22 protein-coding genes are annotated in these 24,524 nt (G+C 66.3%); 10 read left to right on the forward strand and 12 right to left on the reverse strand.

Going from position 1 to position 24,524, the window contains the following annotated elements; all coding sequences use genetic code 11:
- Positions 1 to 355 precede the first annotated feature (355 nt).
- The 3 genes from DFR39_RS06845 to DFR39_RS06855 all read left to right on the forward strand — a co-directional run bounded on the left by DFR39_RS06845 (position 356) and on the right by DFR39_RS06855 (position 3,370).
- Complete coding sequence (locus tag DFR39_RS06845; RefSeq protein WP_133602787.1) at positions 356 to 2,092, forward strand: DEAD/DEAH box helicase; 1,737 nt, start codon at positions 356 to 358, stop codon at positions 2,090 to 2,092.
- Between the two features lie 98 nt (positions 2,093 to 2,190).
- Positions 2,191 to 2,835, forward strand: coding sequence for a cold shock and DUF1294 domain-containing protein (locus DFR39_RS06850; protein ID WP_162849448.1), 645 nt, complete (start codon positions 2,191 to 2,193; stop codon positions 2,833 to 2,835).
- A gap of 1 nt (position 2,836) precedes the next feature.
- Positions 2,837 to 3,370, forward strand: a complete 534-nt coding sequence (locus tag DFR39_RS06855; RefSeq protein WP_162849449.1) for a GNAT family N-acetyltransferase — start codon at positions 2,837 to 2,839, stop codon at positions 3,368 to 3,370.
- Here the strand turns inward: DFR39_RS06855 and DFR39_RS06860 are convergent.
- The 7 genes from DFR39_RS06860 to cyoA are packed head-to-tail and all read right to left on the reverse strand — an operon-like array spanning position 3,363 to position 10,180.
- Entirely contained in the window at positions 3,363 to 3,914 is a 552-nt protein-coding gene (locus DFR39_RS06860) for a response regulator transcription factor (RefSeq protein WP_133602790.1), read from the reverse strand. The genes DFR39_RS06855 and DFR39_RS06860 overlap by 8 nt on opposite strands.
- A complete protein-coding gene (locus DFR39_RS06865; protein ID WP_133602791.1) occupies positions 3,904 to 5,256 on the reverse strand; it encodes an ATP-binding protein in 1,353 nt (450 codons plus the stop codon). Before DFR39_RS06865 ends, DFR39_RS06860 begins: the two co-directional genes overlap by 11 nt.
- A complete protein-coding gene (locus tag DFR39_RS06870) occupies positions 5,253 to 6,041 on the reverse strand; it encodes an SURF1 family protein (protein ID WP_211343817.1) in 789 nt (262 codons plus the stop codon). The genes DFR39_RS06865 and DFR39_RS06870 overlap by 4 nt, the downstream gene beginning before the upstream one ends.
- The gene (gene cyoD / locus DFR39_RS06875; RefSeq protein ID WP_133602792.1) at positions 6,038 to 6,439 is read right to left on the reverse strand and encodes a cytochrome o ubiquinol oxidase subunit IV; all 402 of its coding nucleotides are present in this window, start codon (positions 6,437 to 6,439) and stop codon (positions 6,038 to 6,040) included. The genes DFR39_RS06870 and cyoD overlap by 4 nt, the downstream gene beginning before the upstream one ends.
- Positions 6,439 to 7,059, reverse strand: a complete 621-nt coding sequence (gene cyoC, locus DFR39_RS06880) for a cytochrome o ubiquinol oxidase subunit III (protein ID WP_133602793.1) — start codon at positions 7,057 to 7,059, stop codon at positions 6,439 to 6,441. Before cyoC ends, cyoD begins: the two co-directional genes overlap by 1 nt.
- Before the next feature lie 15 nt (positions 7,060 to 7,074).
- Positions 7,075 to 9,075 carry a cytochrome o ubiquinol oxidase subunit I gene (gene cyoB, locus DFR39_RS06885; protein ID WP_133602794.1) on the reverse strand — a complete coding sequence of 667 codons (2,001 nt, stop codon included), beginning with the start codon at positions 9,073 to 9,075 and terminating at the stop codon, positions 7,075 to 7,077.
- A 31-nt stretch (positions 9,076 to 9,106) separates the two neighbouring features.
- The gene (gene cyoA, locus DFR39_RS06890) at positions 9,107 to 10,180 is read right to left on the reverse strand and encodes a ubiquinol oxidase subunit II (RefSeq protein WP_133602795.1); all 1,074 of its coding nucleotides are present in this window, start codon (positions 10,178 to 10,180) and stop codon (positions 9,107 to 9,109) included.
- A 103-nt stretch (positions 10,181 to 10,283) separates the two neighbouring features.
- Between cyoA and DFR39_RS06895 the strand changes: the two genes are divergently transcribed.
- Positions 10,284 to 11,600 (forward strand): MFS transporter, encoded by a 1,317-nt coding sequence (locus DFR39_RS06895; protein WP_133602796.1) that lies wholly within the window; start codon positions 10,284 to 10,286, stop codon positions 11,598 to 11,600.
- Between the two features lie 75 nt (positions 11,601 to 11,675).
- Here DFR39_RS06895 and DFR39_RS06900 read toward each other — a convergent pair whose 3' ends face one another.
- A complete protein-coding gene (locus DFR39_RS06900) occupies positions 11,676 to 12,500 on the reverse strand; it encodes a DODA-type extradiol aromatic ring-opening family dioxygenase (RefSeq protein WP_133602797.1) in 825 nt (274 codons plus the stop codon).
- Positions 12,501 to 12,770: 270 nt separating this feature from the next.
- On the opposite strand from DFR39_RS06900, the gene DFR39_RS06905 reads away from it, so the two are divergent.
- The 4 genes from DFR39_RS06905 to DFR39_RS06920 are packed head-to-tail and all read left to right on the forward strand — an operon-like array spanning position 12,771 to position 15,803.
- Positions 12,771 to 14,027, forward strand: a complete 1,257-nt coding sequence (locus tag DFR39_RS06905; RefSeq protein WP_133602798.1) for a SpoIIE family protein phosphatase — start codon at positions 12,771 to 12,773, stop codon at positions 14,025 to 14,027.
- Positions 14,028 to 14,029: 2 nt separating this feature from the next.
- A complete protein-coding gene (locus DFR39_RS06910) occupies positions 14,030 to 14,611 on the forward strand; it encodes a SiaB family protein kinase (protein ID WP_133602799.1) in 582 nt (193 codons plus the stop codon).
- Between the two features lie 38 nt (positions 14,612 to 14,649).
- Positions 14,650 to 15,045 (forward strand): DUF1987 domain-containing protein, encoded by a 396-nt coding sequence (locus tag DFR39_RS06915; RefSeq protein WP_133602800.1) that lies wholly within the window; start codon positions 14,650 to 14,652, stop codon positions 15,043 to 15,045.
- A gap of 44 nt (positions 15,046 to 15,089) precedes the next feature.
- Positions 15,090 to 15,803, forward strand: a complete 714-nt coding sequence (locus DFR39_RS06920; RefSeq protein WP_133602992.1) for a GGDEF domain-containing protein — start codon at positions 15,090 to 15,092, stop codon at positions 15,801 to 15,803.
- 15 nt (positions 15,804 to 15,818) lie between these two features.
- Here the strand turns inward: DFR39_RS06920 and DFR39_RS06925 are convergent, their stop codons facing one another.
- From DFR39_RS06925 to DFR39_RS06940, 4 genes are all read right to left on the reverse strand, one after another.
- Positions 15,819 to 16,724, reverse strand: coding sequence for a DUF6279 family lipoprotein (locus DFR39_RS06925; RefSeq protein WP_133602801.1), 906 nt, complete (start codon positions 16,722 to 16,724; stop codon positions 15,819 to 15,821).
- An 85-nt stretch (positions 16,725 to 16,809) separates the two neighbouring features.
- A complete protein-coding gene (locus tag DFR39_RS06930) occupies positions 16,810 to 19,995 on the reverse strand; it encodes a ligand-binding sensor domain-containing diguanylate cyclase (RefSeq protein ID WP_133602802.1) in 3,186 nt (1,061 codons plus the stop codon).
- Positions 19,996 to 20,169: 174 nt separating this feature from the next.
- Positions 20,170 to 20,781 (reverse strand): hypothetical protein, encoded by a 612-nt coding sequence (locus tag DFR39_RS06935; RefSeq protein ID WP_246030724.1) that lies wholly within the window; start codon positions 20,779 to 20,781, stop codon positions 20,170 to 20,172.
- Positions 20,782 to 20,990: 209 nt separating this feature from the next.
- Entirely contained in the window at positions 20,991 to 21,809 is an 819-nt protein-coding gene (locus DFR39_RS06940; protein ID WP_133602804.1) for a substrate-binding periplasmic protein, read from the reverse strand.
- Between the two features lie 545 nt (positions 21,810 to 22,354).
- Between DFR39_RS06940 and DFR39_RS06945 the strand changes: the two genes are divergently transcribed.
- Positions 22,355 to 23,563, forward strand: coding sequence for a hypothetical protein (locus DFR39_RS06945; RefSeq protein ID WP_133602805.1), 1,209 nt, complete (start codon positions 22,355 to 22,357; stop codon positions 23,561 to 23,563).
- Positions 23,564 to 23,739: 176 nt separating this feature from the next.
- Positions 23,740 to 24,405, forward strand: coding sequence for a hypothetical protein (locus tag DFR39_RS06950; protein ID WP_211343818.1), 666 nt, complete (start codon positions 23,740 to 23,742; stop codon positions 24,403 to 24,405).
- Positions 24,406 to 24,524: the final 119 nt, after the last annotated feature.

Consider the following 24,524-nt stretch of genomic DNA (forward strand, 5'->3'; position numbering starts at 1 on the left):
AGGGGGCTTGCTGGTGAAAACCCTAGCGTGCTACACTGCGCGGCTTGCTTCGACAGAGATCGGAGCAATTCGTACGTCTCCTCTGACCACTTTCAGGCCGACGCACCCGCAACGCAAGCGGGCCGCAGCGCTCAGCACTGAAGACCCCCGGGTACGGTCGGCGGCGATGCCGTCGCTATGACTGTTCCCCGGCGCCGCACCAAGCGCACTCACGCAGCTGAGATCTGGTGTGCGACGCGAGCTTTCTCCCAGCGACTTGACCCTACTGGTCGGCCTTTGATTTGTGGCCTGACCAGCGCCCTCCTATGTCCGGCTGTGTCCGGCGGGGCAGGGCTTTGTTGACGAAAGAAGTGATATGAGTTTCGAGAATCTGGGCCTGCACGAATCCCTGCTGCGCGCCGTCAAGGACTCCGGCTATGAGAACGCCACGGAAGTCCAGGCCGAGGCCATTCCGCGCGCCCTGGCGGGCAAGGACCTGATGGTCAGCTCGCGCACCGGCTCGGGCAAGACCGCCTCCTTCATCCTGCCCGCCCTGCAAAAGGTGCTGGAAGCCCGCGGCAACAACGGCCAGGGTTTCCCCAAGCGCGAGAAGGGCAAGATCTACGGCCCGCGCGTCCTGGTGCTGGCGCCCACCCGCGAACTGGCCATGCAGGTCTCCAAGGCCGCACAGACCTACGGCCGCCACATCCAGGGCCTGAAGGTCGCCACCGTGCTGGGCGGCATGCCCTATGCCCTGCAGATCCGTCAGCTGACCGGTCCGCTGGACATCCTGATCGCCACCCCCGGCCGCCTGCTGGACCATCTGTCCTCGGGCAAGTGCGTGCTGGAGAACGTCGAGATGCTGGTGCTGGACGAGGCCGACCGCATGCTGGACATGGGCTTCATCGACGACATCAAGCTGGTGGCCGAGGCCACGCCGGCCACGCGCCAGACCGTGATGTTCAGCGCCACCTTCGCCGGTCATGTGGGCCGTCTTGCCCATGATCTGCTCAACGAGCCCGAGCGTGTGGACGTGGCCTCGCACACCGAGACCCACGAGAACATCGAGCAGCGCCTGCACTGGGCCGACAACAACAACCACCGCGACCAGCTGCTGGAACACATCCTGGCCGAGCGCGATCTGGACCAGGCTGTGGTCTTCACCTCCACCCAGCGCGATGCCGACTGGCTGGCCGAGCGCCTCTCGGAGATCGGCCATGCCGTGGCCCCGCTGCACGGTGGCATGCCCCAAGGCCGCCGCAACCGCACCCTGATGGCCCTGCGCCGCCGCGAGCTGCGCGTGCTGGTGGCCACCGATGTGGCGGCCCGCGGCATCGACGTGCCCACCATCAGCCATGTGATCAACTACGGTCTGCCCATGAAGGCCGAGGACTATGTGCACCGCATCGGCCGTACCGGCCGTGCCGGTCGCTCCGGCCTGGCCGTGACCATCGCCGTGCGCGACGATGTGTCCATGATCCGTCGCATCCAGCAGTTCACCACCCAGCAGATTCCGGTCTCGCGCATCGAGGGCCTGGAGCCCAAGACGCAAGAGCCGCGCATCTTCCCGCCCCGTCCCGAGGGCGAGCGCGGTGGCCGTTTCGGCGACCGTTTTGGTGATCGCCAGCCGGGCTTTGCCTTCAAGGGCGACAAGCGCTTCGGCAGCAAGCCCTTCCAGCGTGAAGGTGGCGGCAAGCCCTTCCACGGTGGTGGCAAGCCCTTTGGCCGCCCCGCCGGTGAGGGCGCCCCGCGTGACTTCGCCCCGCGTGGCGAGGGCCGTGGTTTCGAGCCGCGCCAGCAAGGCTTCAACGACCGCAAGCCCTTCGACCGCAGCGCCGGTGCTGAGCGCGGTTTTGAGAACCGCGGCTTCGAGAATCGCGGCTTTGCTCCCCGCGGTGATCGCCCCGGTTTCGGCGAAGGCAAGCCCAGCTTTGGCGGCAAGCCCTCCTTCGGTGGCAAGCCGTCCTTCCACGGCAACCGTGAAGGCGGCAATTTCGGCGGCGGTGAAGCTCGCGGCTTCGGCGGTGGCGAGCGCCGCGGCCCCGGTGGCCCGGGTGCCAAGCGCAATGGCCCGCCGGCCGGCGGCCCGCGCCGCGGTGGTTTCGGCCGCTGATCGCGCCTGACAGCCGCTGAACCCGTTTGCGGGTCATGATCGAGAAAGGCCCGCGCAAGCGGGCCTTTTCACTTTCCTGTGGCACAGTGCGGCCCGCGATGACAACGCGACAGCAAGGTACTCTGATCCAGTGGGACGCCGCCAAGGGCTATGGCTTTATTGCGCCCGAAGGGGGCGGCCCCAAGCTTTTCGTGCATGCCAAGGCCTTCGGCCTGCGGCCGCGCCGCCCCTTTGTGGGCGAGCGCCTGAGCTATGAAGCGGGGCAGGACGCCCAGGGCAAGCCGCGCGCCCAGGCGGTGCGCAGCCTGGAGCCGCGTTCCCCGGCCGAGCCGCCGCCCGCGGTGCAGCGCCAGGCCCGGCGCCAGGAGGCACTGCGCGGCAGCAGCCTTTGGCTGATCCCGGGCTTTGCCCTGCTGGTGCTGGTGGTGCATCTGGGCTTTGGCCTGCCGCATTGGCTGTGGGGCGGCTATCTGGCCATGAGCCTGGCCACCTTCATCGTCTATGCCGGCGACAAGCGGGCCGCGCGCCTGCAGCAGTGGCGGGTGTCCGAGGCCACCTTGCACGCCCTGGCCCTGGCCTGTGGCTGGCCCGGCGCCCTGCTGGCCCAGCAGCTGCTGCGCCACAAGAGCGCCAAGGCCTCGTTTCGCCGCCTGTTCTGGCTCAGCGTGATGCTCAATGTGCTGGGCTTCGTGCTGATCTTCACCCCCTTGGGCAGCAAGCTGCTGCATGCCTATGTGCTCTGAGATGAATGACCCGGAGCTGCGGCTCCTGAGCGCTGCCGATGTGCCCGCCGTGCTGGCCCTGCAGGCCCAGTGCTATGGCCCCGAGTTCCTGGAGAGCGCCCAGGCCTTTCGTGCCAAGCTGGAGGCCTCGGCCCCGCACCGCTGCAGCTGGATGGCCTGGCGCGGCAGCGAGCCCCTGGCCTATCTGGTGAGCCTGCCGGTGTGTGAGCAGAGCCTGCCGGCCCTGGATGCGCCCAGCGTGAGCCTGCCGGCTGTGCCGCGCCTGCTTTATCTGCATGATCTGGCGGTGGCCCCGGCCGGGCGTTCGCTGGGCCTGGGGCGGCGCCTGGTGGCCCAGGTGCTGGAGCGTGCGCAGGCCCTGGGGCTCACACGTCTGGGGCTGGTGGCGGTGCAGGGCTCGGTGCCTTATTGGCAGGCGCAAGGCTTTGCCGAGCCGGTGGCGCTGGCCGAGGGCCTGGCGCAGAAGCTGGCCAGCTTCGGGGCCGATGCGCGCTGGATGGAGCGCACGGTGCAGGGCGCCGCGCGCCCTATTTGACCCGCTGCTTCTCCAGCTTGCGCGCCAGGGTGCGGCGGTGCATGCCCAGGCGGCGCGCGGCCTCGGAGATATTGAAGTCCACGGCGGCCAGGGTCTCGTGGATGTGTTCCCACTCCAGGGTCTTGATCGAGGTGGTGGCGCGCCCCGTGACCTCGACCTCGGCGTCGCCCTGACCGCGGGCGAAGGCGGCCTCGATATCGTCGGTGTTGGCGGGTTTGGCCAGGTAGTGGCGGGCGCCCAGCTTGATGGCCTCCACCGCGGTGGCGATGCTGGCATAGCCGGTCAGCACCACGATCTGCATCTCGTCGTCGAAGGTGTGCAGGGCCTGCACGCAGCTCAGGCCCGAGGCGCCGCCGGCCAGCTTGAGGTCCACCACGGCATGGCTGGGGCTGTGCGTTTCCAGCAGCAGCTGCACCTCGGACAGCTGGCTGGCGCGCAGCACCTGGTAGCCGCGGCGCTCGAAGGAGCGGGTGAGGGTGCGGGCGAAGGCCTCGTCGTCCTCCACGACCAGCAGCACTCGCTCGGCGTCAGGGTCAATCTCCATCTTGTACTTCCAAATCGCTGGCGGGGCTCAGGGCGGCCAGGGGCAGCTGCATCAGCACCTCGGCCCCGCCCTCGGGGCGGTTGCGGGGCAGTATGCGTCCGCCCAGGGTGCGGGCCACATTAACCGAGAGAAACAATCCGAGGCCGCCGCCGGGCTTGCTCTTGCTCGACTGGTAGGGCTTGCCAAAGCGTTCCAGCATGTCCTCGCTGAAGCCCGGGCCCTCGTCGCGCACCGAGATTTCCAGCAGGCCACGCGCCTCGTCGCAGCTGGCAATCAGGGTCAGCGGGGCGCCCGGCGCGGCCTCCAGGGCATTGTCCAGCACGTTGTCGATCATCTGCTTGAGCGCGGTGTCCGAGAAGATGGTGCGGTCGGCCAGGCTCTTGCGCTCGTAGTGGAAGTCCCCCACCGGCCGGGTGCGGCGCCAGTTGGCCACCAGCCCGTCCAGGAAGGCGTGCAGCCCTGTGAGCTCGGGGGCCTCGGCGCGGGTCTCCCCGGCCGACATCAGGATGCCGCTGACGATGTTCTTGCAGCGGCGCAGCTGCAGCTGCATCTCCTCGATCTCCTCGCGCAGCTCGGGGTCGCCGGCAAAGGGGGCCATATGCGCCCAGTCGCCCAGGATGACCGAAAGCGTGGCCAGGGGCGTGCCCAGCTCATGCGCCGCACCCGAGGCCAGCAGACCCATGCGCACGATGTGCTCTTCCTCGGCCGCACGCTGGCGCAGACTGGCCAGGCGGGCATCCCGCTGGCGCAGATTGAGCACGATGCGCTGGATGAAGAAGACCAGCAGCGCGGCATTGAGCACAAAGCAGATCAGCAGGCCGCCGATGTAGTGGCTGGAGAGCTCGGTGCTGATGCTGTCCGGAAAGCGCAGGGGGCGGTGCCACTGGGTCAGGGCGATGAAGGCCGAGGTGGTTGCCGCCACCATGGCCCAGATATAGCGCGGCGCCAGCAGCACGGCGCCCACGGCCACCTGCAGCAGGAACAGGAAGATGAAGGGGTTGGTGATGCCGCCCGCATAGTAGAGCTGGCCGGCGAGCAGGCCCACATCCACCAGCAAGCCGGCAAAGAGCTCGGCCTGGCTGACCAGCTCGCCCCGCAGATTGCGGCTGCGCAGCCAGCACATGAGGTTGTAGAGCACCAGGGCCGCCAGCAGGCCCAGCATCTCGCGCAGCGGCAGCTGGATGTCCAGCACCCAGTGCACCGTGGCGATGGTGGCGAGCTGACCGGCCGCAGCCAGCCAGCGCAGCTGCACCAGCTGCTGCAGATTGCTGCGCCCGGCCTGCCGGTCCGGCGTTTGGACCTGGTCGGCACTGCGGGGCATGGCGGCGGGGGCGAGGCTCATTCGGGATGGCGGGGCTGTCGGCTCTGGCGCAGCAGGAAGAGGGCTGCGCCCACGGACATGGCCGCCAGCGCAAACCATGTCAGGGCGTAGCTGCGGTGATTGTTGCTGAAGCGCAGCACCGTGAGGCCGGGGTGCGGCCAGACCGAGGGCGGCCGCAGCACGGCGTCGCCCGAGCCTGCCAGCTGGGCGTAGGCCGAGCCCGGCGGCTCCGGCCAGACATCAATGAAGTGGGCGGCCACGGAGCCTGCCTGCAGCCCGGCCGCCTGCGACAGGGCCTGCACATCGCGCGAGTACCAGCGGCCGGACTGTGCCTCGTTGCGCTGCAGCAGCCTGCCCCCGGCTTCGCTAAGCCGCAGCAGGCCCTCGATGCGTTGCGTCCCCGCAGGGCGTTGGCGTTCGGTATCGCGGCGCGGCACGAAGCCGCGATTGACCCATGTCCAGTCACCGCCGGCACCGCGCAGGGGCGTCATCAGCCAGTAGCCGCTGCCCAGCACCGTGCTGGCGCCCACCAGCGTCTCGCGGGCGTGGTCGAACTCGCCCTCCAGCCAGACGCGCTGGTACTCCTGCGCAGCGCTGTTGTGCGGCTCAAGCGGCACCGGGGCCTGGGCCAGGCCTTGCTGCACGCGGGCGATCAGGGCCTGCTTCCACTCCAGGCGCTGCAGCTGCCACAGACCCAGGGCCGTGAAGCCCAGGGCCGCCACAAGCAAAAGGGCCGCGCCCAGCAGCCCCACCCAGCGGGCGGGACCGCGAGAACGCGGCCCATCAGGGGTTTGATCCTGCTTCACGACACCATATTGCTCATATCGTGCATCGGCATCATGTTGGTGTTCATGTGATACATGACCCACACCGTACCGGCCAGGATGATGCCCACGAAGACCACGGTGAAGATGAGGGACAGCATGGACCAGCCGCTCTCCACCTTGGCGTTCATGTGCAGGAAGTAGACCATGTGGACCACGATCTGCACCGCGGCGAAGGCCAGGATGATCAGCTTGGTCATGTCAGCCGGCAGGACCTTGGCCATCACCAGCCAGAAGGGGATGACGGTCAGGATGACGGACAGCAGGAAGCCGATGAAGTAGCCCTTGTACGAGACGTGGTACTCGGCCAGCGGGTCCTCGTGGTGGCCATGATCGTCGTGGCCGTGGTGATCGTGCTTGTCGTGGTGTTGAGCGCCCATCACAGCACCCCCATCAGGTAAACAAAGGTGAACACGCCGATCCAGACCAGGTCCAGGAAGTGCCAGAACATGGACAGGCACATCAGGCGGCGCTTGTTGGCCACGGTCAGGCCCAGCTTGTTGACCTGCACCATCAGCACCACCAGCCAGATGATGCCGAAGGTCACGTGAAGACCGTGGGTGGAGACCAGGGCAAAGAAGGACGAGAGGAAGGCGCTGCGCTGCCAGTCCGCGCCCTGATGGATCAGGTGCGAGAACTCATAGAGCTCGACGCCCACGAAGGCCGCGCCCAGAACACCGGTGACGGCCAACCAGCCCAGCACCAGCTTCTTGCTGCCCTGCTGCGCCCCGATCAGGGCGAAGCCGTAGGTGATCGACGAGAACAGCAGCAGCGCGGTGTTGATCGCGATCAGCTTCAGGTCGAACAGGTCGGCGCCCGAGGGGCCGGCCGCATAGCTCTTGCCCAGCACCGCGAAGGTGGCGAACAGGGCCGCGAAGATGAGCAAGTCGCTCATCAGGTAGATCCAGAAACCCAGCAGGGTGCCCTGCTGAGGGTGGTGGCTACCGTCGTCGTAGAAGCGGACCGTGCCGTCCGCGTTCAGGGTTTGCGTTGCTTGCATGGTTTGCTCGCCTCCTCAGGCCTGGCTCGGCAGGGCCGCCAGTTGCCGGGTGCGCTCGTCTTCGGTGCGCGTCACTTCATCGGCCTTGATGTAGTAGTCGCGGTTGTAGTTGAAGGTGTGGACGATGGAAGCCACCACCAGCACCAGGAAGGTGATGCCACCCACCAGCCACATATGCCAGATCATCGCGAAGCCGAAGAGCGTGGCCAGGGCGGACAGCACGATGCCGGCTGCGGTGTTCTTGGGCATGTGGATGTCCACGAAGCCGCGGGTCGGACGCACCGCGCCACGCTTCTTCATATCGGTCCAGGCGTCCAGGTCATGCACCACGGGGGTGAAGGCGAAGTTGTAGGCCGGCGGGGGCGAGGAGGTGGACCATTCCAGGGTACGGCCATCCCAGGGGTCGCCGCTCACGTCGCGCAGCTGCTCGCGACGCATGAAGCTGACGACGAACTGGATCAGCATGGCCGCCACACCCACCGCGATCAGCACGGCGCCGAAGGCAGCAACCTGGAACCAGATCTGCAGCGAGGGGTCTTCGAAGTGGCTCATGCGACGGGTCACGCCCATCAGGCCCAGCACATACAGGGGCATGAAGGCGAAGTAGAAGCCGATCACCCAGAACCAGAAGGAGACCTTGCCCCAGAAGGGGTCGAGGCGGAAGCCGAAGGCCTTGGGGAACCAGAAGTAGATGCCGGCGAACAGACCGAACAGCACGCCGCCGATGATCACGTTGTGGAAGTGTGCGATCAGGAACAGCGAGTTGTGCAGCACGAAGTCTGCCGGGGGCACGGCCAGCAGCACGCCGGTCATGCCGCCGATCACGAAGGTGACCATGAAGGCAATGGTCCACATCATGGGCAGTTCGAACTGGATGCGGCCACGGTACATGGTGAACAGCCAGTTGAAGATCTTCGCCCCCGTGGGGATGGAGATGATCATGGTCGTGATGCCGAAGAAGGCATTCACGCTGGCCCCTGAACCCATGGTGAAGAAGTGGTGCAGCCAGACGATGTAGGACAGGATGGTGATCACCACCGTCGCGTACACCATCGAGGCATAGCCGAACAGGCGCTTGCGGCAGAAGGTGGCGACCACCTCGGAGAAGATGCCGAAGGCGGGCAGGATCAGGATGTAGACCTCAGGGTGGCCCCAGATCCAGATCAGGTTCACGTAGAGCATGGCGTTGCCGCCCAGGTCTGCCGTGAAGAAGTTGGTGCCCAGATAGCGGTCCAGGGACAGCAGCACCAGGGTGGCGGTCAGCACGGGGAAGCTCACCACGATCAGGATGTTGGTGCACAGCGAGGTCCAGGTGAAGACGGGCATCTTCATCAGGGTCATGCCGGGCGCGCGCATCTTGATGATGGTGACGATCAGGTTGATGCCCGATAGCGTCGTGCCTACACCGGCCACCTGCAGCGCCCAGATGTAGTAGTCCACCCCCACCCCCGGACTCGCCAGGATGCCGGACAGCGGCGGGAAGGCCAGCCAGCCGGTGCGAGCGAATTCGCCCACGAACAGCGAGGCCATGATCAGCACCGCGCCGCCGGCCGTCATCCAGAAGCTGAAGTTGTTCAGGAAGGGGAAGGCCACGTCGCGCGCGCCGATCTGCAGCGGCACCACGTAGTTCATGAAGCCGGTCACCAGGGGCATGGCCACGAAGAAGATCATGATCACGCCGTGGGCGGTGAAGATCTGGTCGTAGTGGTGGGGCGGCAGGAAGCCGGCCTGGTCGCCGAAGGCGATGGCCTGCTGGGCACGCATCATGATGGCGTCGGCGAAGCCGCGCAGCAGCATCACCAGGCCCAGCACGATGTACATGATGCCGATCTTCTTGTGGTCGATGCTGGTCAGCCAGTCACGCCACAGCGGGCCCCACACCTTGTACTTGGTCATCAGGGCCAGCAGCACGGTGCCGCCCAGCACCACCATGGCGAAGGTGGCCCAGATGATGGGGTCATGAGGAATCGCGTTCCAGCCTAGGCGGCCGAGCACGAGATGGTTTTGTTCTTGCATGGCAATTACTCGAAATCTCGGAGGGGCCGTGTCAACGCAGCTTCAGCTGCGACTGAGCCGCGGCACGCGGCGCGTAGTCGCCGGCGTTTTCGGGGGTGCACAGGGCGGACACATAGGTACGCTCCAGATCGTCATTGCCCCAGGGCTTGCTGGCCAGGCCCGCGATGGAGCCCTTGCCGCCGCCGCCGGAGGCGTCAATGGCCATCATCATCGCCATGCACATCTTGCTGCCGTCCACGCAGCGGTTGACGATGGCGTCGTACAGGCCATTGCTCACGCTGGCATAGCGACGAATCGGTTCCTTGGCGCTGGGCTTTTCCAGTTCCAGATAGCCTTCGCGGGTCAGCTCGCTGCCCTCGGCCTTGTTGCGGGCCACCCAAGCCTCGAAGTCGGCGTTGGACAGGCCGTGGAACTTGAAGCGCATGTGCGAGAAGCCGTCGCCGCTGAAGTTCGAGGAGAAGCCGTCATAGACGCCGGCCTTGTTGATCACCGCGTGCAGCTTGGTTTCCATGCCGGGCATCGCGTAGATCATGCCGGCCAGGGCGGGCACGTAGAAGGCGTTCATCACCGTGGAGGAGGTGAGCTTGAACTGGATCGGGCGGTCCACCGGGGCGGCCAGCTCGTTGACGGTGGCAATGCCTTGCTCGGGGTAGAGGAACAGCCATTTCCAGTCCAGGGCCACGACTTCGACCACCAGCGGTGCCACGTCCTGAGGCACGGGGCGGTTTTCGTCGATGCGGTCCAGCGGACGGTAGGGGTCCAGCTTGTGGGTGCTGATCCAGGTGATGGCGCCCAGGGCGATGATGATCAGCAGCGGTGCGCCCCAGATCACCAGCTCCAGCCGGGTGGAGTGATCCCAGTCCGGCTCATAAGTGGCAGACTTGTTCGAGGCACGATAGCGCCATGCGAACAGCAGGGTCAGGAAGATCACCGGTACGATGATCAGCAACATCAGCACCGTGGAGGTGACGATGAGATCGGCTTGCTGGGAGGCGATGTCGCCGGAGGGCTTCATCACCACCAGATCGCAGGCCGCCAGAGGCAGCGCTGCCAGCAGCAGGCCAAGGCGGGTCAGAAGGCGCTTGAGTAGAGGATTGGACGTCATCGGGTTAACCAGACCGGCGGGAAAACGCTAGTTGCGTGTCGTGCGCGAATGTATCCTGATTGACACAGGTCAACGATTGGACATTTTGTCCCAGGTAGGAGCCATGAACAGCACCACCACCCTCAATGCCCCCCAGTCGCCCCAGGGTCGTTCGGCGCAGCCGGACGCGTTGGCCCCCGGGGACATCGCGGTGGGCGTGATCATCGGTCGCGCCTCCGATTACTTCGATTTCTTCGTCTACGGCATCGCCTCGGTGCTGGTCTTCCCGGCGGTGTTCTTCCCGCATATGCCGCGGCTGGAGGGCATGCTGCATGCCTTTGCCCTGCTGGCCCTGGCCTTCATCGTCCGCCCCTTGGGAACCCTGGTGGGCATGGAGATCCAGCGCCGCTACGGGCGCAGCTTCAAGATGACGGCAGCGCTCTTCCTGCTCGGCACCTCCACCGCCGGCATGGCCCTGCTGCCCAGCTACCAGACGGCCGGTGCCATGGCCATCTTGCTGCTGGCCCTGTGCCGGGTCGGCCAGGGGCTGGCCCAGGGCGGTTCCTGGGACGGCCTGCCCTCCTTGCTGGCGCTGAATGCACCGGCCCGGCGGCGCGGCTGGTACGCCATGCTGGGTCAGCTCGGCGCTCCCCTGGGCTTTCTGGTGGCTGCCGGTCTGTTTGCCTATCTCTGGACCCACCTCTCGTCGAATGACTTCCTGGAGTGGGGCTGGCGCTACCCCTTCTTTGCGGCCTTTGCCATCAATGTGGTGGCCCTGTTTGCCCGGCTGCGTCTGGTGGTCACGCATGAATACGAGCGTGAGCTGGGCGAACGCGAGCTGGAACCCTGCGACCTGGAGGACCTGATCCGTGAGAAAGGCAGCACGGTGGTGATCGGTGCCTTTGCGGCCCTGGCCAGCTATGCGCTGTTCCATATCGTCACGGTCTTCCCCCTGTCCTGGGTCACGCTGATGGGCAGCCAGGAGGTAGGCGCCTTCCTGGGCATGCAGATCCTGGGGGCCTGCCTCGCGGCTGCCGCCATGCCCCTGTCCGGCCTGCTGGCGGACCGCATCGGACGCCGCAACACCCTGGGCAGCCTGGCCGTGGCCATCGGCCTGTTCAGCCTGGCCACACCCTGGCTGCTGGATGGCGGAACGCGCGGCCAGGACCTCTTCATCCTCTTCGGCTTCGTGCTGCTGGGCCTGTCCTACGGCCAGGCGGCCGGGGCGGTGACCTCCAACTTCCCGCCCCGCCTGCGCTACACCGGTGCCGCGCTCACCGCCGATCTGGCCTGGCTGGTGGGAGCCGCCTTCGCACCCCTGGTGGCCCTGGGTCTGTCGGCCCGCTATGGCCTGGTGGCGGTGACGCTCTATCTGCTCTCGGGTGCGGCCTGCACCCTGCTGGCCCTGCGCGTCAACAAGGCCCTCGCCCAGCGCGACTGAGCGGGCCTATCGCCTCCCAGAGCGGCCCTGCGGGGCCGTTTTTCATTCCGCTTCGCAGGTCCTTGGGTATGCGCATCAGCGGCCGGGCAGGGCGCCGAAGCGAAAGCTGGACACGGTGACTCCACCCATGAAGTCCGGCTCGTGGTAGATCAGCGAGCCGGCCTCCTGTTCGGCGGCGCCCACGGCCACCATCAGGGGCAGCAGATGATCCTCCCGGGGGTGGGCCAGACGGGCCGCCGGGGCGTCGCTCCAGTGCAACAAGGCCTGGCGACGCCCCTCGGGAGTTTCCCGCAGCAGGGCGTGCTGCAGCCAGGCGTCGAACTGTCCCGAGGCGGTGCGGGCGGCCGGTCCGAAGGCGCGCAGATTGTGGTAGCTGAGGCCGCTGCCGATGATCAGCACGCCTTCGTGGCGCAAGGGCGCAAGCGCGCGCCCCAGGGCCAGGTGTTGCGCCGGCTCGTAGTCCTGCTGCAGCGAAAGCTGCACCAGGGGCACATCCGCCTCGGGGTACATGGGGAACATGGTGGTGAAGGCGCCGTGATCGAAGCCCCGCTCGCTGTTCAGGGCCACGGGCAGACCGGCCGCCTGAAGCCGCTGCGCCACCGCGCGGGCCAGGGTCGGCTCACCCGGCGCCGGGTAGCGGATCTGGTAGGTGTGGGCCGGAAAGCCGCCGTAGTCGTAGACCATGCCGGGGTTCTCGGCCGCCATCAGTTCGAAGCGCGCCGCCTCCCAATGGCCCGAGATCATCAGCACGGCGCGGGGGGCTTGCCCCAGCTCCAGCGGGATCTGGCGCAGGGAGGCCTCCAGCTGCCCGAAATGCTGGCGAAACGGGCCGTCCATATAGGGCCAGGGGCCCCCGCCATGGGAGAGAAAGTAGGTGGGCAAAGGCTGGGTGCGGCTCATGGCGGCTCCTGGGGAGGCTGTGCTGCCCAGTCTGCCTGCCCCGGGCAGCGGGGGGCGTGATGCCTGTTGAGCGCAGCATTCAAAAAACCTGAGCGCCGCAGGGTTTGGCCCCGCTCGCCGTTGCGCGCAGGCCTCAGGGCGCCCTGTATGGCGCGAAAAAGATCACGGCGCCCGGCATTCGATGGCGGCATGCCGGCTTTGTGACGAGCTGTCACAAGGGCGTGATCTGCGCTTCATAGCATGGGCGCCTCTGGTCTTTCTGGGCCCTCCATGCCTGAGCTTGCTGCCCCTGCCACCTACCTGAGCGACTGCCGCCCCAGCTTCCACCCGCCCTGCGCGGGGGATCTGTGCCAGGCCGTGCCGGCCGTCAACACCGAGCACAGCAACGAGCAGGTCATGGAGCTCTTTGGCCGGCATCGCGATCTGATCAGCCTGCCCGTGGTCGAGAACGGGCAGCCCATCGGCCTGATCAACCGCAACATCTTCCTCTCTCAGATGAGCCGGCCCTTCCACCGGGAGATCTACGACCGCAAGAGCTGCATCGCCTTCATGGACAAGGAGCCGCTGGTGGTGGAGGCCGATCTGCCGATCGAGCCCCTGACCCAGCGCGCCGTCAGCCACGGCGAGAAGGCCCTGAGCGACGGCTTCATCATCACCCGCGAGGGACAGTTCCTGGGGGTCGGCCATGGCCTGCCCCTGATGCGCGTGGTGGCGCAGATGCAGGAGTCGCGGCATCGCCAGATCATGCACAGCATCGAGTACGCCAGCGTCATCCAGCGCTCCATGCTGCGCACCTCGCGCGAAGCCCTGGCCCGCACCGGGCTGGATGCCGATCTGGTGTGGGAGCCCCGCGATGTGGTGGGCGGCGACTTCTACCAGTTCAGCGACACCGCCGAGGGCTGGCTGGCCACGGTGGCCGACTGCACCGGCCATGGCGTGCCCGGCGCCTTCATGACCCTGATCGCCTCCATCAGCCTGAGCCAAGCCATCGAGCAGCATGGGCCGCGCGATCCGGCCCATCTGCTGGGCGGCCTGAATCGCAGCATCAAGCAGATGCTGGGTCAGCTGGATGGCCAGGACCAGACCGCGGCCTCGGATGACGGGCTGGACGCGGCCTGCTTCTGGTACGAGCGCTCGCGCCGCAGCCTGCGCTTTGCCGGCGCCAAGACCTCGCTCTTCGTGCTGCATCCCGGCCAGGCCGGTGTGGAGATGGTGGACGGCGAGCGCCAGGGCGTGGGCTATGTGAGCACGCCCATCGACCATGTCTGGCACAACCGCGAGGTGCCCCTGCAGGCGGGCAGCCTGGTCTTTGTGGCCACGGACGGCCTGATCGACCAGATCGGCGGCCCCAAGGCCATTGCCTTTGGCAAGCGTCGCGTGCGCGAGCTGCTGCTGGCCCAGCGCGAGCGCAGCGCCGCCGAGATCAACCGCGCCATGCAGGCCGCACTGCAGGAGTGGCAGGGCAGCCAGCACCACCGCCGCGACGACCTCACCTTTTTCTGTTTCCGAGTTCAGGAGTCTGTCTGACCATGTCCGCCGCCAGCGCCGCAGCCCCCATCGTGCAAGAGTATGGAAGCTTCTTCGAGATGGCCCGCAAGCACCGCGTGATCTTCTACTACGTGGGCTATTTTTCGCAGAACATCATTGCCGCCATGGCCGAGGCGGTGCGTCTGCAGCTGGAGGTCAGCGGTGTGGACGCACCGACGCGGCGCAAGCTCTTCTCGTCCTTTGTCGAGATGTCGCAGAACATCGTGCACTACTCGGCCGATGCGCTGACACCCGGTGATCAGATGGAGCGCGAGCTGCGCCACGGCTCGGTCTGCATCACCGAGCATGAGGGCCGCTACCTGCTGCTGTGCGCCAACCCGGTGGAGTCCGGCGTGGCCGAGGGCCTGCGCGACAAGCTGCAGCGCCTGTGCAGCATGACCCTGGAGGAAATCAAGAAGGCCTACCGCGAGAGCCTGCGCGCCGAGACGCCCGAAGGCAGCAAGGGGGCCGGCATGGGCCTGCTGACCATGGCACGCGACGCCAGCGAGCCCCTGGAGTTTTCGCTGCAGCCCCTGCAGGACCAGCCCGGCACGGCCGTCTTCCAGCTCAAGGCCACGGTCTGAGCGGCGCCCCCACAACCGTATCCAGAGAGATTCCAGGCATGGAGAACCGTCTTTACATCGCCGCCAGCCCCAGCACCCCCGAGGTGGACTTCCGCTTCGACGAGGGGCTGCTGAGCCTGCGCGGTGAGTCCTATCCAGAAAACGCCGCCGCCTTCTACGGCGACATCCTGCGGCAGCTGCGCGCCTATCTGGCCGGCGAGAGCGCCAGTACCCTGCAGGTGCATATCGCCCTGGCCTATTTCAACAGCTCCAGCACCAAGATGCTGTTCAACCTCATCGAGGCCCTGGCCGAGGCGGTGGAGCAGGGCGGACGCCGCGTGGTGCTGCACTGGCTGTACGAGGAGGACGATGACACCATCCTCGAATTCGGCCGCGAGCTGGCCGATGACTTCCCGGCCATAGAGTTCGTGCTGCAGCCGGTGGGGGTGGTGTGAACGAGAGTCCCGCCCTCGCGCGCGGCGGCGTCGCGGGCATCGTCGTGCCGCCCGCCCCCGGCCACGATCTGTTCGAGTACGAGGCCCTGGCGGTGAGTGCCGCGCGCGCGGCCTATGCGGACGCCAATGCCTGGCATCACCAGGCCCTGGGCGAGCTGATCCTGGCCTACGAGCGCCTGCTGCGCGAGACCCGGCGTCTGGTGCGGCGCAGCGACCGCGAAGAGCTGGAGATGAACCGTCTCAACCAGCGCCTGCACGAGCTGGCCCAGGAGCTGCAATACCGCGCCACCCATGATGCCCTGACCGGCGTGCTCAACCGCGCGGCCGTGATCGAGCGCGCCCGGCACCATCTGGAGCGCGAGGGTCTGGCCCTGATCGTGCTCGACATCGACCATTTCAAGCGCGTGAACGACAGCTTCGGCCATCCCGTGGGCGATGAGGTGATCCGCGCCGTGGCCGACTGCCTGCGCAGCGAGGTGCCTGCGGGCACCGAGGTCGGGCGGGTCGGGGGCGAGGAGTTCACCGTGCTGCTGCCGGGGCGCGATCTGGCCGCGGCCGCCGCGCTGGCCGAATGCCTGCGCCAGCGCGTGACCGGGCACGACTTTGCCCTGCCTGACGGGCAGCCCGTCACCGCCAGCTTTGGCGTCAGCAGCCTGGCCCAGGGCCATGGTTTCGATCAGGCCTACGGGCTGGCCGACGCGGCGCTCTACGAGGCCAAGCGCGCCGGCCGCAACCGCGTGGCCTGCGCCCCAGGCTGAGCCCTGCCGAAGCGCTCAGCGGCCGGCCAGCTGGCTGAAGTCCGCGGCCCAGCTGCCCAGCGTGCGCTGGGCCTGCTCGCGCTGGGCCACCGTGGTGGCCCGGTGCAGGCGCGCAAAGCTGGCGCAGCCCTCGCGCTGCACGGCCTGCAGATAGCGCTGCTGGGCCGCATCCGACGGCGCTCCGCGCAGCGCCTGTTCCAGAAACTGCTGCATGGCCCGCGCGGCCTGTTCGGGCGGCAGGGGCTGCAGCCGCTGGCGGCGCAGCAGCTGCAGCAAGTCCTGCTGACGCTGCCGCCGCGCCTGGTAGCTGCGCTGGGCGTCAAAGCTGAGCGCCTGATCCAGCCCCTCGCGCAGGGCCCGGCGCTGCGGCTCGTCCAGGCGCCCGTAAAGCATCTCGGCGCGCTCCACGGCCTTTCGCCAGCGCTGCTCGCGGCGGCGCTCCGGCGCGCCGTCCAGCCACTCGGCCTTCCACTTCTCGTCGGCCACACGCTGCTTGCGTTCCAGGTGCAAGAGCTGCTCCTCATCGAGTTCGCTGGCCAGCCAGAGCAGGGCCCAGTTGCCGGGGTCCAGCAGGGGCGGCTCCACCACGGCCCGCAGCTGCTCCAGCTCACGGCAGAGCAGGTCGGCGGGAATGTCGGGCTGGGCCAGCAGGGGCTGCAGGCGGCGCAGCTCCTGGGCGTAGCGCGGAAGCTGGGTGCGGCGGTGCCAGTCCATGAAACGCGCCAGACTTTCCCGCACCCGCGGCGCCTGCTCGCTGCTGAAGTCCAGATAGCTGTCCAGCCGCCAATACAGCAGGGTATCCGCCTGCCCGTAGGCCAGGCGCAAGGTGCTGGTCGAGCAGCCCCCCAGCCACAGCAGCAGGGCGGCCAGCAGCGCGAGCGGACCCAGGCGTGTGAGGCGGGCTGGAGCTGGCGTTTTCATGGCAGGTGGCAGGGGCGATCGCACCGAAGTTCTGGCCGCAACCCTAGCAGAAGCGCGTCCGGCCTGCAGGCCCGGCCCCGGCCGCTTACTGGGCCACGCGGTTGCGGCCCTGCTGCTTGGCCCGGTAGAGGGCGGCATCGGCCCGGGCCAGCAGCCGCTGCGCATCCTCTTCGGCGCTGGGCACACAGCTGGCCAGGCCCAGGCTCAGGGTCACGACATTGCCCACCGGGCTGTCGGGGTGGGGCAGGGCCAGGGCCTCGCAGCAGCTGCGGATATGTTCCGCCACGGCCTGGGCCGCGCTGGCGTCGGTGCCCGGCAGCAGCACCACGAACTCCTCGCCGCCGTAGCGTGCGGCCAGATCGCCGGCCCGACCTGCCGCACTGGCAATCACGCTTGCCACCCGGCTCAGGCAGAGATCACCGGCCTGATGGCCCAGCAGATCGTTGTAGCGCTTGAAGCCGTCCACATCGGCCAGCAGCAGGGACAGGGCCTGGCCGCTGCGTCGGGCGCGGCGCCATTCTTCCTCAAAGGCCTCGTCGAAGCGCCGCCGGTTGGCCAGGCCGGTCAATGAGTCGGCAAAGGAGAGCCGGGACAGATGTTCATTGGCCTGGCGCAGCTCCTCGGTGCGTTGCGCCACCAGGCGCTCCATCTCCGCCTGGCGCGCCTGCAGGCTGCGGGTTCTCAGCCTCACCAGGGCCGCCATGCCGCCCAGGGTCGCCAGCAGGACCAGGGCCAGGAACCAGGGCGTCTGCCAGACATGGGGATGCACCTTGATCGGCAGCGGGGGATCCAGCTCACGCCAGTGCAGACCACCGTCCCCGCTGAGCGCCAGCTCCAGCCGGTAGTCGCCGTGGGGCAGGGTGGCAAAGCTCAGCTCGCGCACATTGCCCAGGTCCACCCACTCGCCGCGGCCCAGGCCCTGCATGCGGTAGCGCAGACGCAAGCGCTCGGCATAGAGCAGGGTATCGGCCGAGAAGCTCAGCCGCAGCGGCACCGGGCCCGGTGGCAGTTCCAGGGTGAGCCCCGGGCTCAGCGCCTGCCACTGCGACTGCAGCCAGGCACCGGTGAGGCGCAGCTGCGGCGCACCGGCCCCGCCGGGCAGACGCGCCGGATCCACGATGAGCAGGCCGCTGGCCGAGGGCAGCCAGAGCCGTCCCTGGGCATCGCGCGCGCCCGCGCCTTGCAGGCCGCCGGCAAAGGTGGTGCTGCGCAGCGCATCGCCGGGGCCAAAGCCCAGGGACTGCACGCGCTTGATGCGACCCTCCGCCAGCGCATCCAGCTCGGCCCGGGCCACGCGGAAGAAGCCGCGATTGCAAGTCATCCAGAACTGGCCCTGCGCGTCTTGCAGAATCACCTGGATCAGCCCGTCCCAGAGCCCGTCGCGGCTGCGTATGCTGGCCAGCCTGCCCTCGGGGCTGAGGCGGTTCAGCCCCTCGCCATTGGTGCCTATCCAGAGCGTGCCCCGCTCGTCCTCGTGCAGGGCCATGATCCAGTCGGACAGCAGGCCCTCGGCCTGGCTCAGACGGCTGAATCGGCCGTCGCGGTCCAGGCGCAGCAGACCTTGGCCCGTGGTGCCGAACCAGAGCCGCCCCTGCCGGTCCTCCAGCATGGCGGTGATGCCCTCTTGCGGCAGATGGGCGTCCTGCACCGGCTGGGGGAGTTTGGCCTCGGGATCCAGGCGGGACAGGCCGCCGCGCGTGCCGATCCAGAGCCGGCCGGCACGATCCTGGAGCAGGGAGCGGATCTCATGGTTGGGCAGGCCTTCTCCCGTGCTGTAGCTGGCCAGCAGGCGCTGGCCATCGGCACTCAGATGCATCAAGCCGTGGGTGTAGCTGCCCACCCAGAGCGTGCCGTCGCGCTCGTCCTCCAGCAGGGTGGAGATCTCGTCGCTGAGCAGGGGGCCGCCGCGTTCCTGGCGCAGCAGGGTGTGGATCTGGGCCTGGCGATGGTCCAACAGGCTCAGGCCGCCGCCGGCCGTGGCCACCCAGGTCCGGTGGCCATCGCGGCTGTGCAGCACGGCGCGCGTGTTGTCATAGGCCAGGCCCTCGGGCGCGCCGAAGACCGTGAAGGCGCGGTTGCGCAGGCGGTTGAGCCCGCCGACCCAGGTGCCCACCCAGACGCTGCCCTCGCGGTCCGTCTGCAGGCTCCAGATCTGGCTGCCCGCCAGGCCCTGGGCGCTGCTCAGCGCGGGGCTGAAACGTGGCGCCGCAGCGCCGGGTTCGGGCAGCGCCTCCAGCCGGCTCAGGCCCGCGCCCCAGCTGCCTATCCACAGCCGCCCCTGGGCGTCCAGGGCCAGGGCCGTCAGATGGTCGGAGGGCAGGCCATCGGCCGTGGTGTAGGTCTGAATGCTGAACCGCGGCGCGTCGCCGGCGCCCGGGTCCATCTGGCGCTGCACATGAACCAGGCCGGCCCCCGCCGTGGCGGCCCAGACGCCACGACCGCGCGGGTCCGCAATCACATGGCGCACCTGCAGATGGGGGAAGCCGCCCTGGCCGGGCTTGAGGGTGTGGAAGCGACCGGAGGCCGGCTCGCGCACGATCAGGCCGCCGCCGGAGCTGCCTATCCACAACCAGCCCTGGGCATCCAGCGCCAGGCTGCGCAGGCGCTTGGTGGGCAGGCCCTCGGCTTCTTGGTAGCGGGTCCAGCCCGCCTGACCCTGCGCACCGGCTTCGCGCTTGAGCAGGCCGTTTTCGCTGGCGGCCCAGATCGTGCCGTCCGGCGCCTCGGCAAAGGCCCAGACGCGGCGGTTGCCGCTCTGCGCCACCGTGATCGCGGTCTCGAAGCGGCCGTCGCGGTACAGGGAGGCCCCTCGGGTGTGGCCGATCCACAGGCCGCCCTGGCGGTCCTGCATGAAGCCGAAGACCGGTTCGGACGACAGGGCCGGTGCCTGTTCCTCGTCAAAGGTGTGGAAGCGCAGGCCGTCAAAGCGAGCCAGGCCACCGGCCGTGCCCACCCAGAGCTGGCCGTCGCGCGTCTGCAGCAAGGCCTGCACGGTATTCAGGGGCAGGCCTTGCTCGGTCTGCCAGAGGTCCAGCTTGTACTGGCTCAGGGCCGCAGTGGGCGAGGCCAGGGCGGCATAGCCGGCGGGCGTGGGCGCGGCGGCTTCGGTGCCTGCGGCGGGGCTCGCGGAGGCCGCCGGGCGCTGCAGCTGGGCCGGCGCCAGCGGCTTGGCATGGGCCTGCGACTGGGCCTGCGGCTGAGCTTGTGGCTGGGCCTGCCCCTGAGCCTGAACCCGGCCGCCCAGGCTGAGCAGCAGCAGCGGCAGCAGCATCAGCAACAGGCACGGCCAGGGGCCCAGGCCTCGGGCGGGCCAAGGGATGGGCGAGGGGATGGGGGCGCGAGAGGCGGTACTGCGGCTAAACACCCGGCAAGCGTACACGAGCTATTACGGGGTGCAGGCGCGGGCGCGAGGCTGTGCGTGGACTGGGTCACGCCTCCGGCAGGCCTAGCGCGGCGCCGGGGGCAGGGCGAAGCAGTAGAACAGCCCGCCGCTGCCCAGTTCGGCCAGCCGGGCCGGGCTGCAGCCTCGGCTGCGGTGGGCCGAATTCCAGGAGCTGGCCCAGGGCTCGGCGATGGCGCTGACCCGGTCGTGGTGACCCACCAGGGCGCCGTGGCTGGACCCGTCCTCGGCCATGTCCGCGCTGCTGCGCCAGCCGCGGCAGCTCATGTCCGCATCCAGCGGGGAGGGCGCCGTGCCGTCTGGCCGGCTGCCGGTGAGGATGTCGTGCAGCCGGCCGGGGATGGGCTGGCCGCGCTCGCTCAGCGCGATCTGGCGGTTGATGCCGGCAAAGCCCGGCGCATGCAGCTCGTCCACCGTGCGGGCGATCAGCTGGCCCTGGGCGTTGTGCCAGGGCCCGGGGCCGATGCGTTCCCGCGCATGCACGGCCGGCTCGCCCTGCAGATTCTTCAGATTGGAGGCCTGGCTCAGATAGGCGCGCCAGCGCAGCGCGCCGGCACCTGCGGCCGTGGCCAGGGCCTGGCAATGCGCGTCCGCACCCTCCAGCCCGCCCAGGTCGCCGCCGCGGCCGGGGCTGGCGCTGGTGACGAAGAAGCTCATCGGGGGCGGGGGCGGGGGTGGGGGTGGGGGCGGGGAGGCACAGCCCGACAAGATGCTGCATGCCAAGATCAGCAGTGCTGCGGCCAGAAGTGACCGGGTGGTCATGGCCGAAGCGGGTGGCGCCGGCCAAGCGTCTGGGCACTTGAGTCTTTGGGCCTGAGCTGGCTGGAGGCTGCAGGCTGCCGCTTTCACCCCTGGTAGGCGGCGTTTCATTTGAGGGCCGGCTCCATGCCGTACTTCTGATAAATCCTGCGCAACAGGCCCTTGCTCTGTTGCTGTGCAAGTTCAGCATCGAAGGCGTCCCGCAGCGCTTCGGCCTGGGGCCAATTCTTCGAGAAAGCCATGTGGAAGGTGCGCACCGGCCCGATGCTCTGGGGGGCGAAATCGATCTGGTCGAAGGCCGGTGCATGCAGCTTGATGAGATCGCTGCAGACACTGATTTCGCAAATGAAGACGTCCGTCACGCCCGAAGCCAGGCGACGCAGGCCACGAAGCTGAGGGTCGTCGTCATAGATTTCGTGGACTTCGGCAAAGCGCTTCTCGGCCAGGGCCTGGCGAAACTCGGGTGCATAGCCGTAGGTGGCGGCGCTGCTGACACGCAGGGTGCGTAGATCGTCCAAGGTCTTCCAGTCCAGGGCCATGCTCTTGCGTTTGAAGAAGACGTCCTTGACGGTGTTGATCGGGGCCGTGAAGTAGTAGAGCTGCTCGCGTTCCGGCGTCTTGGTCAGGCTGAAGAGGCCGGCAAAAGCCCCGCGTGCGGCCTCCCGCTGAACCCGCGGCCAGGGCTGCATCATGAATTGAGGCTGGTAACCCAGGCGCATCAGGACCTGCTCAACGATCTCCGTATCCGCACCAACGACGCGGCCAGAGGGCGCGGTGTACTCGAAAGGCCTGAATTCCGACACGCCGATGGGCAGCGACTTGAGCGGCGCCCCGTCGCTCGCCAGCGCAAAACCACCGCCGCTCAGACCGAGCGCCAGCAATGAGATGCGAGCCAGCAAAGCAAGGCTCAGGCCGTGTAGGTTCATCGTTCACCACCGTGTGACTGGGGCAGAAGTGCTGGGCGGGTTCAACAAGCTTGGGGATGCTAGCTCAGCAGTCCGATATTGGCGTGACCGAATGGTGTGCCCGCCCCGGCCGCTGCCGCGGCCGGGGCTCACGCTGGTGGCGAGGGCGTGGTGGCGCAGGCGGCGAGCACGAGGGTGGACAGCAGGGCGAGATGGCGGATGTGGGCTTGCATGGCCTGCGCGTGTGGGCCGTCCGAGCGGTCTTGGCTGCTCGGTTTTGCGCGGGGACGCCCAGGGTGCGTGGGCCGCAGTTCGCGGCCCCTCTTTAGGGTGTGGCGCGTTTGCCTATCTGTGTTTGCCAGCGCTGTACGGCGTGGGCATCATGCCGCCGGAGAAACGTGTAAGGCCTGTCCTGTTTTGGCCCGGTTTTATGGCCTGAGAATGAACAAGTTGCCGGGAAAATTCAGGTGAATCAACAGCTTGTTTCGCGCCGGCCGGATGGGCAAATCCGACGGTTGGCGTGTTATCCGGCAGATGCTGTTCGCATATAACCAAGTTAGAAAACAATGACAGACACAGTGTTTATTCTCGGTGCGGGCTACTCGTATGCAGCAGGAATTCCGCTGCTCAGCGGCTTTGTAGAGCGTATGTGGCAGTTTGCAATTCGTCGATCAAACGGCGACAAGCCATTAACGCAGGAAGATATTGAAATATTCAATGCAGCGATAAAGATCCGAGACGAGCTCGACAGCTATCACGGAAGGGCCATGTTCGACGACAGAAATATCGAAGACATACTTTCAATTCTTTCGTTCAACATGCTCGGAGGCGCAAGGCGCGATAAGGAAAAAATCGCAGCGATGAACCGCGCCATTGCCAGAACAATTGATCTCTGTTGCACTGTTGAACACCCAGGAGTGAACAAAGAAGGGCGTAACTCGCTAAACGAGTCTGGCCCGCAGCTATACAGAGACTTCTGGAGCTGCATATTTTCCGCCGCGGCAAGGGGCAAAAAAATACCTACCATCATCACCTTCAACTACGACTTGGTGCTTGAGCGGTCGCTGCATCAGCACCTCATTGGAGCCAATTACAACAACTTCGATAAGAGATTCCCGGCCACTCGCATTGCGCTGAACTACAACTATGATCATGCACCCCGATCGGAGTTCGAGATCGTTTACACCAGATATAACTCGCACTCCGCAAGGGGAATGAGCGAGATAGATGGAACCATACTTAAAAGCGTAGAGCCCAATGAACGAGCTCACACACTTGAGGTTGACATACTAAAGCTTCATGGCTCCCTGAATTTCGCGCGACGAAAAGAGAATGAAGCTTCCTCATTCCCTCATGCGATAACAAAGTCGATTGCCGAACCCTTCATCTTGCCGCCTATCTTCAATAAGATGACAAACGGAGCACCAACGGCAATGTGGCAGTCGGGCCTGGAAAAGTTGCGTGAAGCAAAAAACATTGTCATCGTTGGCTATAGCCTTCCGCAAACCGACATATACATGCAGTATTTTCTAAAGGCGGCGCTAGGCCCAAATTTAAATCTGAACAAAATTTTCGTTTTCGACCCCGTCTTGTTTTGCGAAAATGAGCATGGAGAAGCAATGAGGCGTCGTTACGAATCATGTTTTGCCCCGCAACTGCGGCCGAGAATAGAATTTAGGCCAGATTGCACGAACATCTCAAACAACGTGAAACATGGAACTGCAGACCACTTCGTGCAACTGCTGCACAAAAATCGAGGCGAATTAATATTCTAATGCTTTGCGACCAATTGTTTTCTAACTGTCGATTCAACGCGGACGCCAACACTGGCCATGGCTTCGCCATTTTCATGGCCAGTGTTGGTGCCCTACGCGCTTCGCGCTCCGGCGCCGGTTAACCTGGGCGTTGAAGCTGTAAAAAAACCTACGTTATGCCTTTCGACAACTATTGCGTGAAAGATCAACGCATCAGAATGGCGTATACGCTTCGATCGCAGGTTAAGGAGGGGTTTGAGCACCCCCTGAAACGCACTGCTGGGGCACACGCAATAGTTTTTTTTACAACCTCGTTAGGCATTATGGATATCCGTGCGTATTTAAATCTAGCCAAGTGGAACCTAAGCCGACGATTCGGATTTTTGTGGGCAAAGCCATCTCAAAGCGAAGCAGATATCCTCAAAATTGAAAACGAGGTCTTGAAATCGCGACTTGAATTTGCACAACGTGAAATTGAAGATGTGGTTGCAGCCTCGATGCAGGAGGTTTGTGGGGAAGAATTGCTTCAAGAACTAATGCGTCTTGATAGCAGTAATGGTTGGGGCGTCGACTACAAACCAGGGGTCTTTGTGCGTTTCGTCGAGGTCAAAAAGGGGATCAAGGCTCTTTTCGCCGAATACAAGAGCTTTCCCGTGGGTAGTATGCCTGAGGGAAATTTCACCTACTGCCTTACGGTCGGCGAAGGCGGCGAACCAGTGCTATTTGAACAACACGAGGTAAGCATGCTCAACTACAAAATATTCCGCCATGAGAACAAACCACTCGACGAACTAATTGATCTTTGTGCGAACGCAATGTTTCGTGTCCATATCAACAAGATTCGGGTTCTACACAATGCCTAACATTTCGGTCAAGGCGCGCCCTTCGGCCGCTGGGACGTCCCGCAAGCGAGCCGCCCCTTACCTCAGACGTTGAAGCTGTAAAAAAACCTACGTTATGCGTTTCGACAACTATCGCGTGA

Source organism: Roseateles asaccharophilus, from assembly GCF_004362405.1.
GTDB lineage: Bacteria > Pseudomonadota > Gammaproteobacteria > Burkholderiales > Burkholderiaceae_C > Kinneretia > Kinneretia asaccharophila.

What these genes read in the sequence shown, in the direction of transcription:
- DFR39_RS06900 (WP_133602797.1), bottom strand. Translation starts at nt 12,500, where the DNA reads ATGAGCCGCACCCAGCCTTTGCCCACCTACTTTCTCTCCCATGGCGGG.
- DFR39_RS06895 (WP_133602796.1), top strand. Translation starts at nt 10,284, where the DNA reads ATGAACAGCACCACCACCCTCAATGCCCCCCAGTCGCCCCAGGGTCGT.
- cyoC (WP_133602793.1), bottom strand. Translation starts at nt 7,059, where the DNA reads ATGCAAGCAACGCAAACCCTGAACGCGGACGGCACGGTCCGCTTCTAC.
- DFR39_RS06865 (WP_133602791.1), bottom strand. Translation starts at nt 5,256, where the DNA reads ATGAGCCTCGCCCCCGCCGCCATGCCCCGCAGTGCCGACCAGGTCCAA.
- DFR39_RS06910 (WP_133602799.1), top strand. Translation starts at nt 14,030, where the DNA reads ATGTCCGCCGCCAGCGCCGCAGCCCCCATCGTGCAAGAGTATGGAAGC.
- DFR39_RS06905 (WP_133602798.1), top strand. Translation starts at nt 12,771, where the DNA reads ATGCCTGAGCTTGCTGCCCCTGCCACCTACCTGAGCGACTGCCGCCCC.
- DFR39_RS06925 (WP_133602801.1), bottom strand. Translation starts at nt 16,724, where the DNA reads ATGAAAACGCCAGCTCCAGCCCGCCTCACACGCCTGGGTCCGCTCGCG.
- DFR39_RS06845 (WP_133602787.1), top strand. Translation starts at nt 356, where the DNA reads ATGAGTTTCGAGAATCTGGGCCTGCACGAATCCCTGCTGCGCGCCGTC.
- DFR39_RS06940 (WP_133602804.1), bottom strand. Translation starts at nt 21,809, where the DNA reads ATGAACCTACACGGCCTGAGCCTTGCTTTGCTGGCTCGCATCTCATTG.
- DFR39_RS06930 (WP_133602802.1), bottom strand. Translation starts at nt 19,995, where the DNA reads ATGCTGCTGCCGCTGCTGCTGCTCAGCCTGGGCGGCCGGGTTCAGGCT.
- DFR39_RS06850 (WP_162849448.1), top strand. Translation starts at nt 2,191, where the DNA reads ATGACAACGCGACAGCAAGGTACTCTGATCCAGTGGGACGCCGCCAAG.
- DFR39_RS06855 (WP_162849449.1), top strand. Translation starts at nt 2,837, where the DNA reads ATGAATGACCCGGAGCTGCGGCTCCTGAGCGCTGCCGATGTGCCCGCC.
- DFR39_RS06945 (WP_133602805.1), top strand. Translation starts at nt 22,355, where the DNA reads ATGACAGACACAGTGTTTATTCTCGGTGCGGGCTACTCGTATGCAGCA.
- DFR39_RS06935 (WP_246030724.1), bottom strand. Translation starts at nt 20,781, where the DNA reads ATGAGCTTCTTCGTCACCAGCGCCAGCCCCGGCCGCGGCGGCGACCTG.
- cyoB (WP_133602794.1), bottom strand. Translation starts at nt 9,075, where the DNA reads ATGCAAGAACAAAACCATCTCGTGCTCGGCCGCCTAGGCTGGAACGCG.
- DFR39_RS06860 (WP_133602790.1), bottom strand. Translation starts at nt 3,914, where the DNA reads ATGGAGATTGACCCTGACGCCGAGCGAGTGCTGCTGGTCGTGGAGGAC.
- cyoA (WP_133602795.1), bottom strand. Translation starts at nt 10,180, where the DNA reads ATGACGTCCAATCCTCTACTCAAGCGCCTTCTGACCCGCCTTGGCCTG.
- DFR39_RS06915 (WP_133602800.1), top strand. Translation starts at nt 14,650, where the DNA reads ATGGAGAACCGTCTTTACATCGCCGCCAGCCCCAGCACCCCCGAGGTG.
- cyoD (WP_133602792.1), bottom strand. Translation starts at nt 6,439, where the DNA reads ATGGGCGCTCAACACCACGACAAGCACGATCACCACGGCCACGACGAT.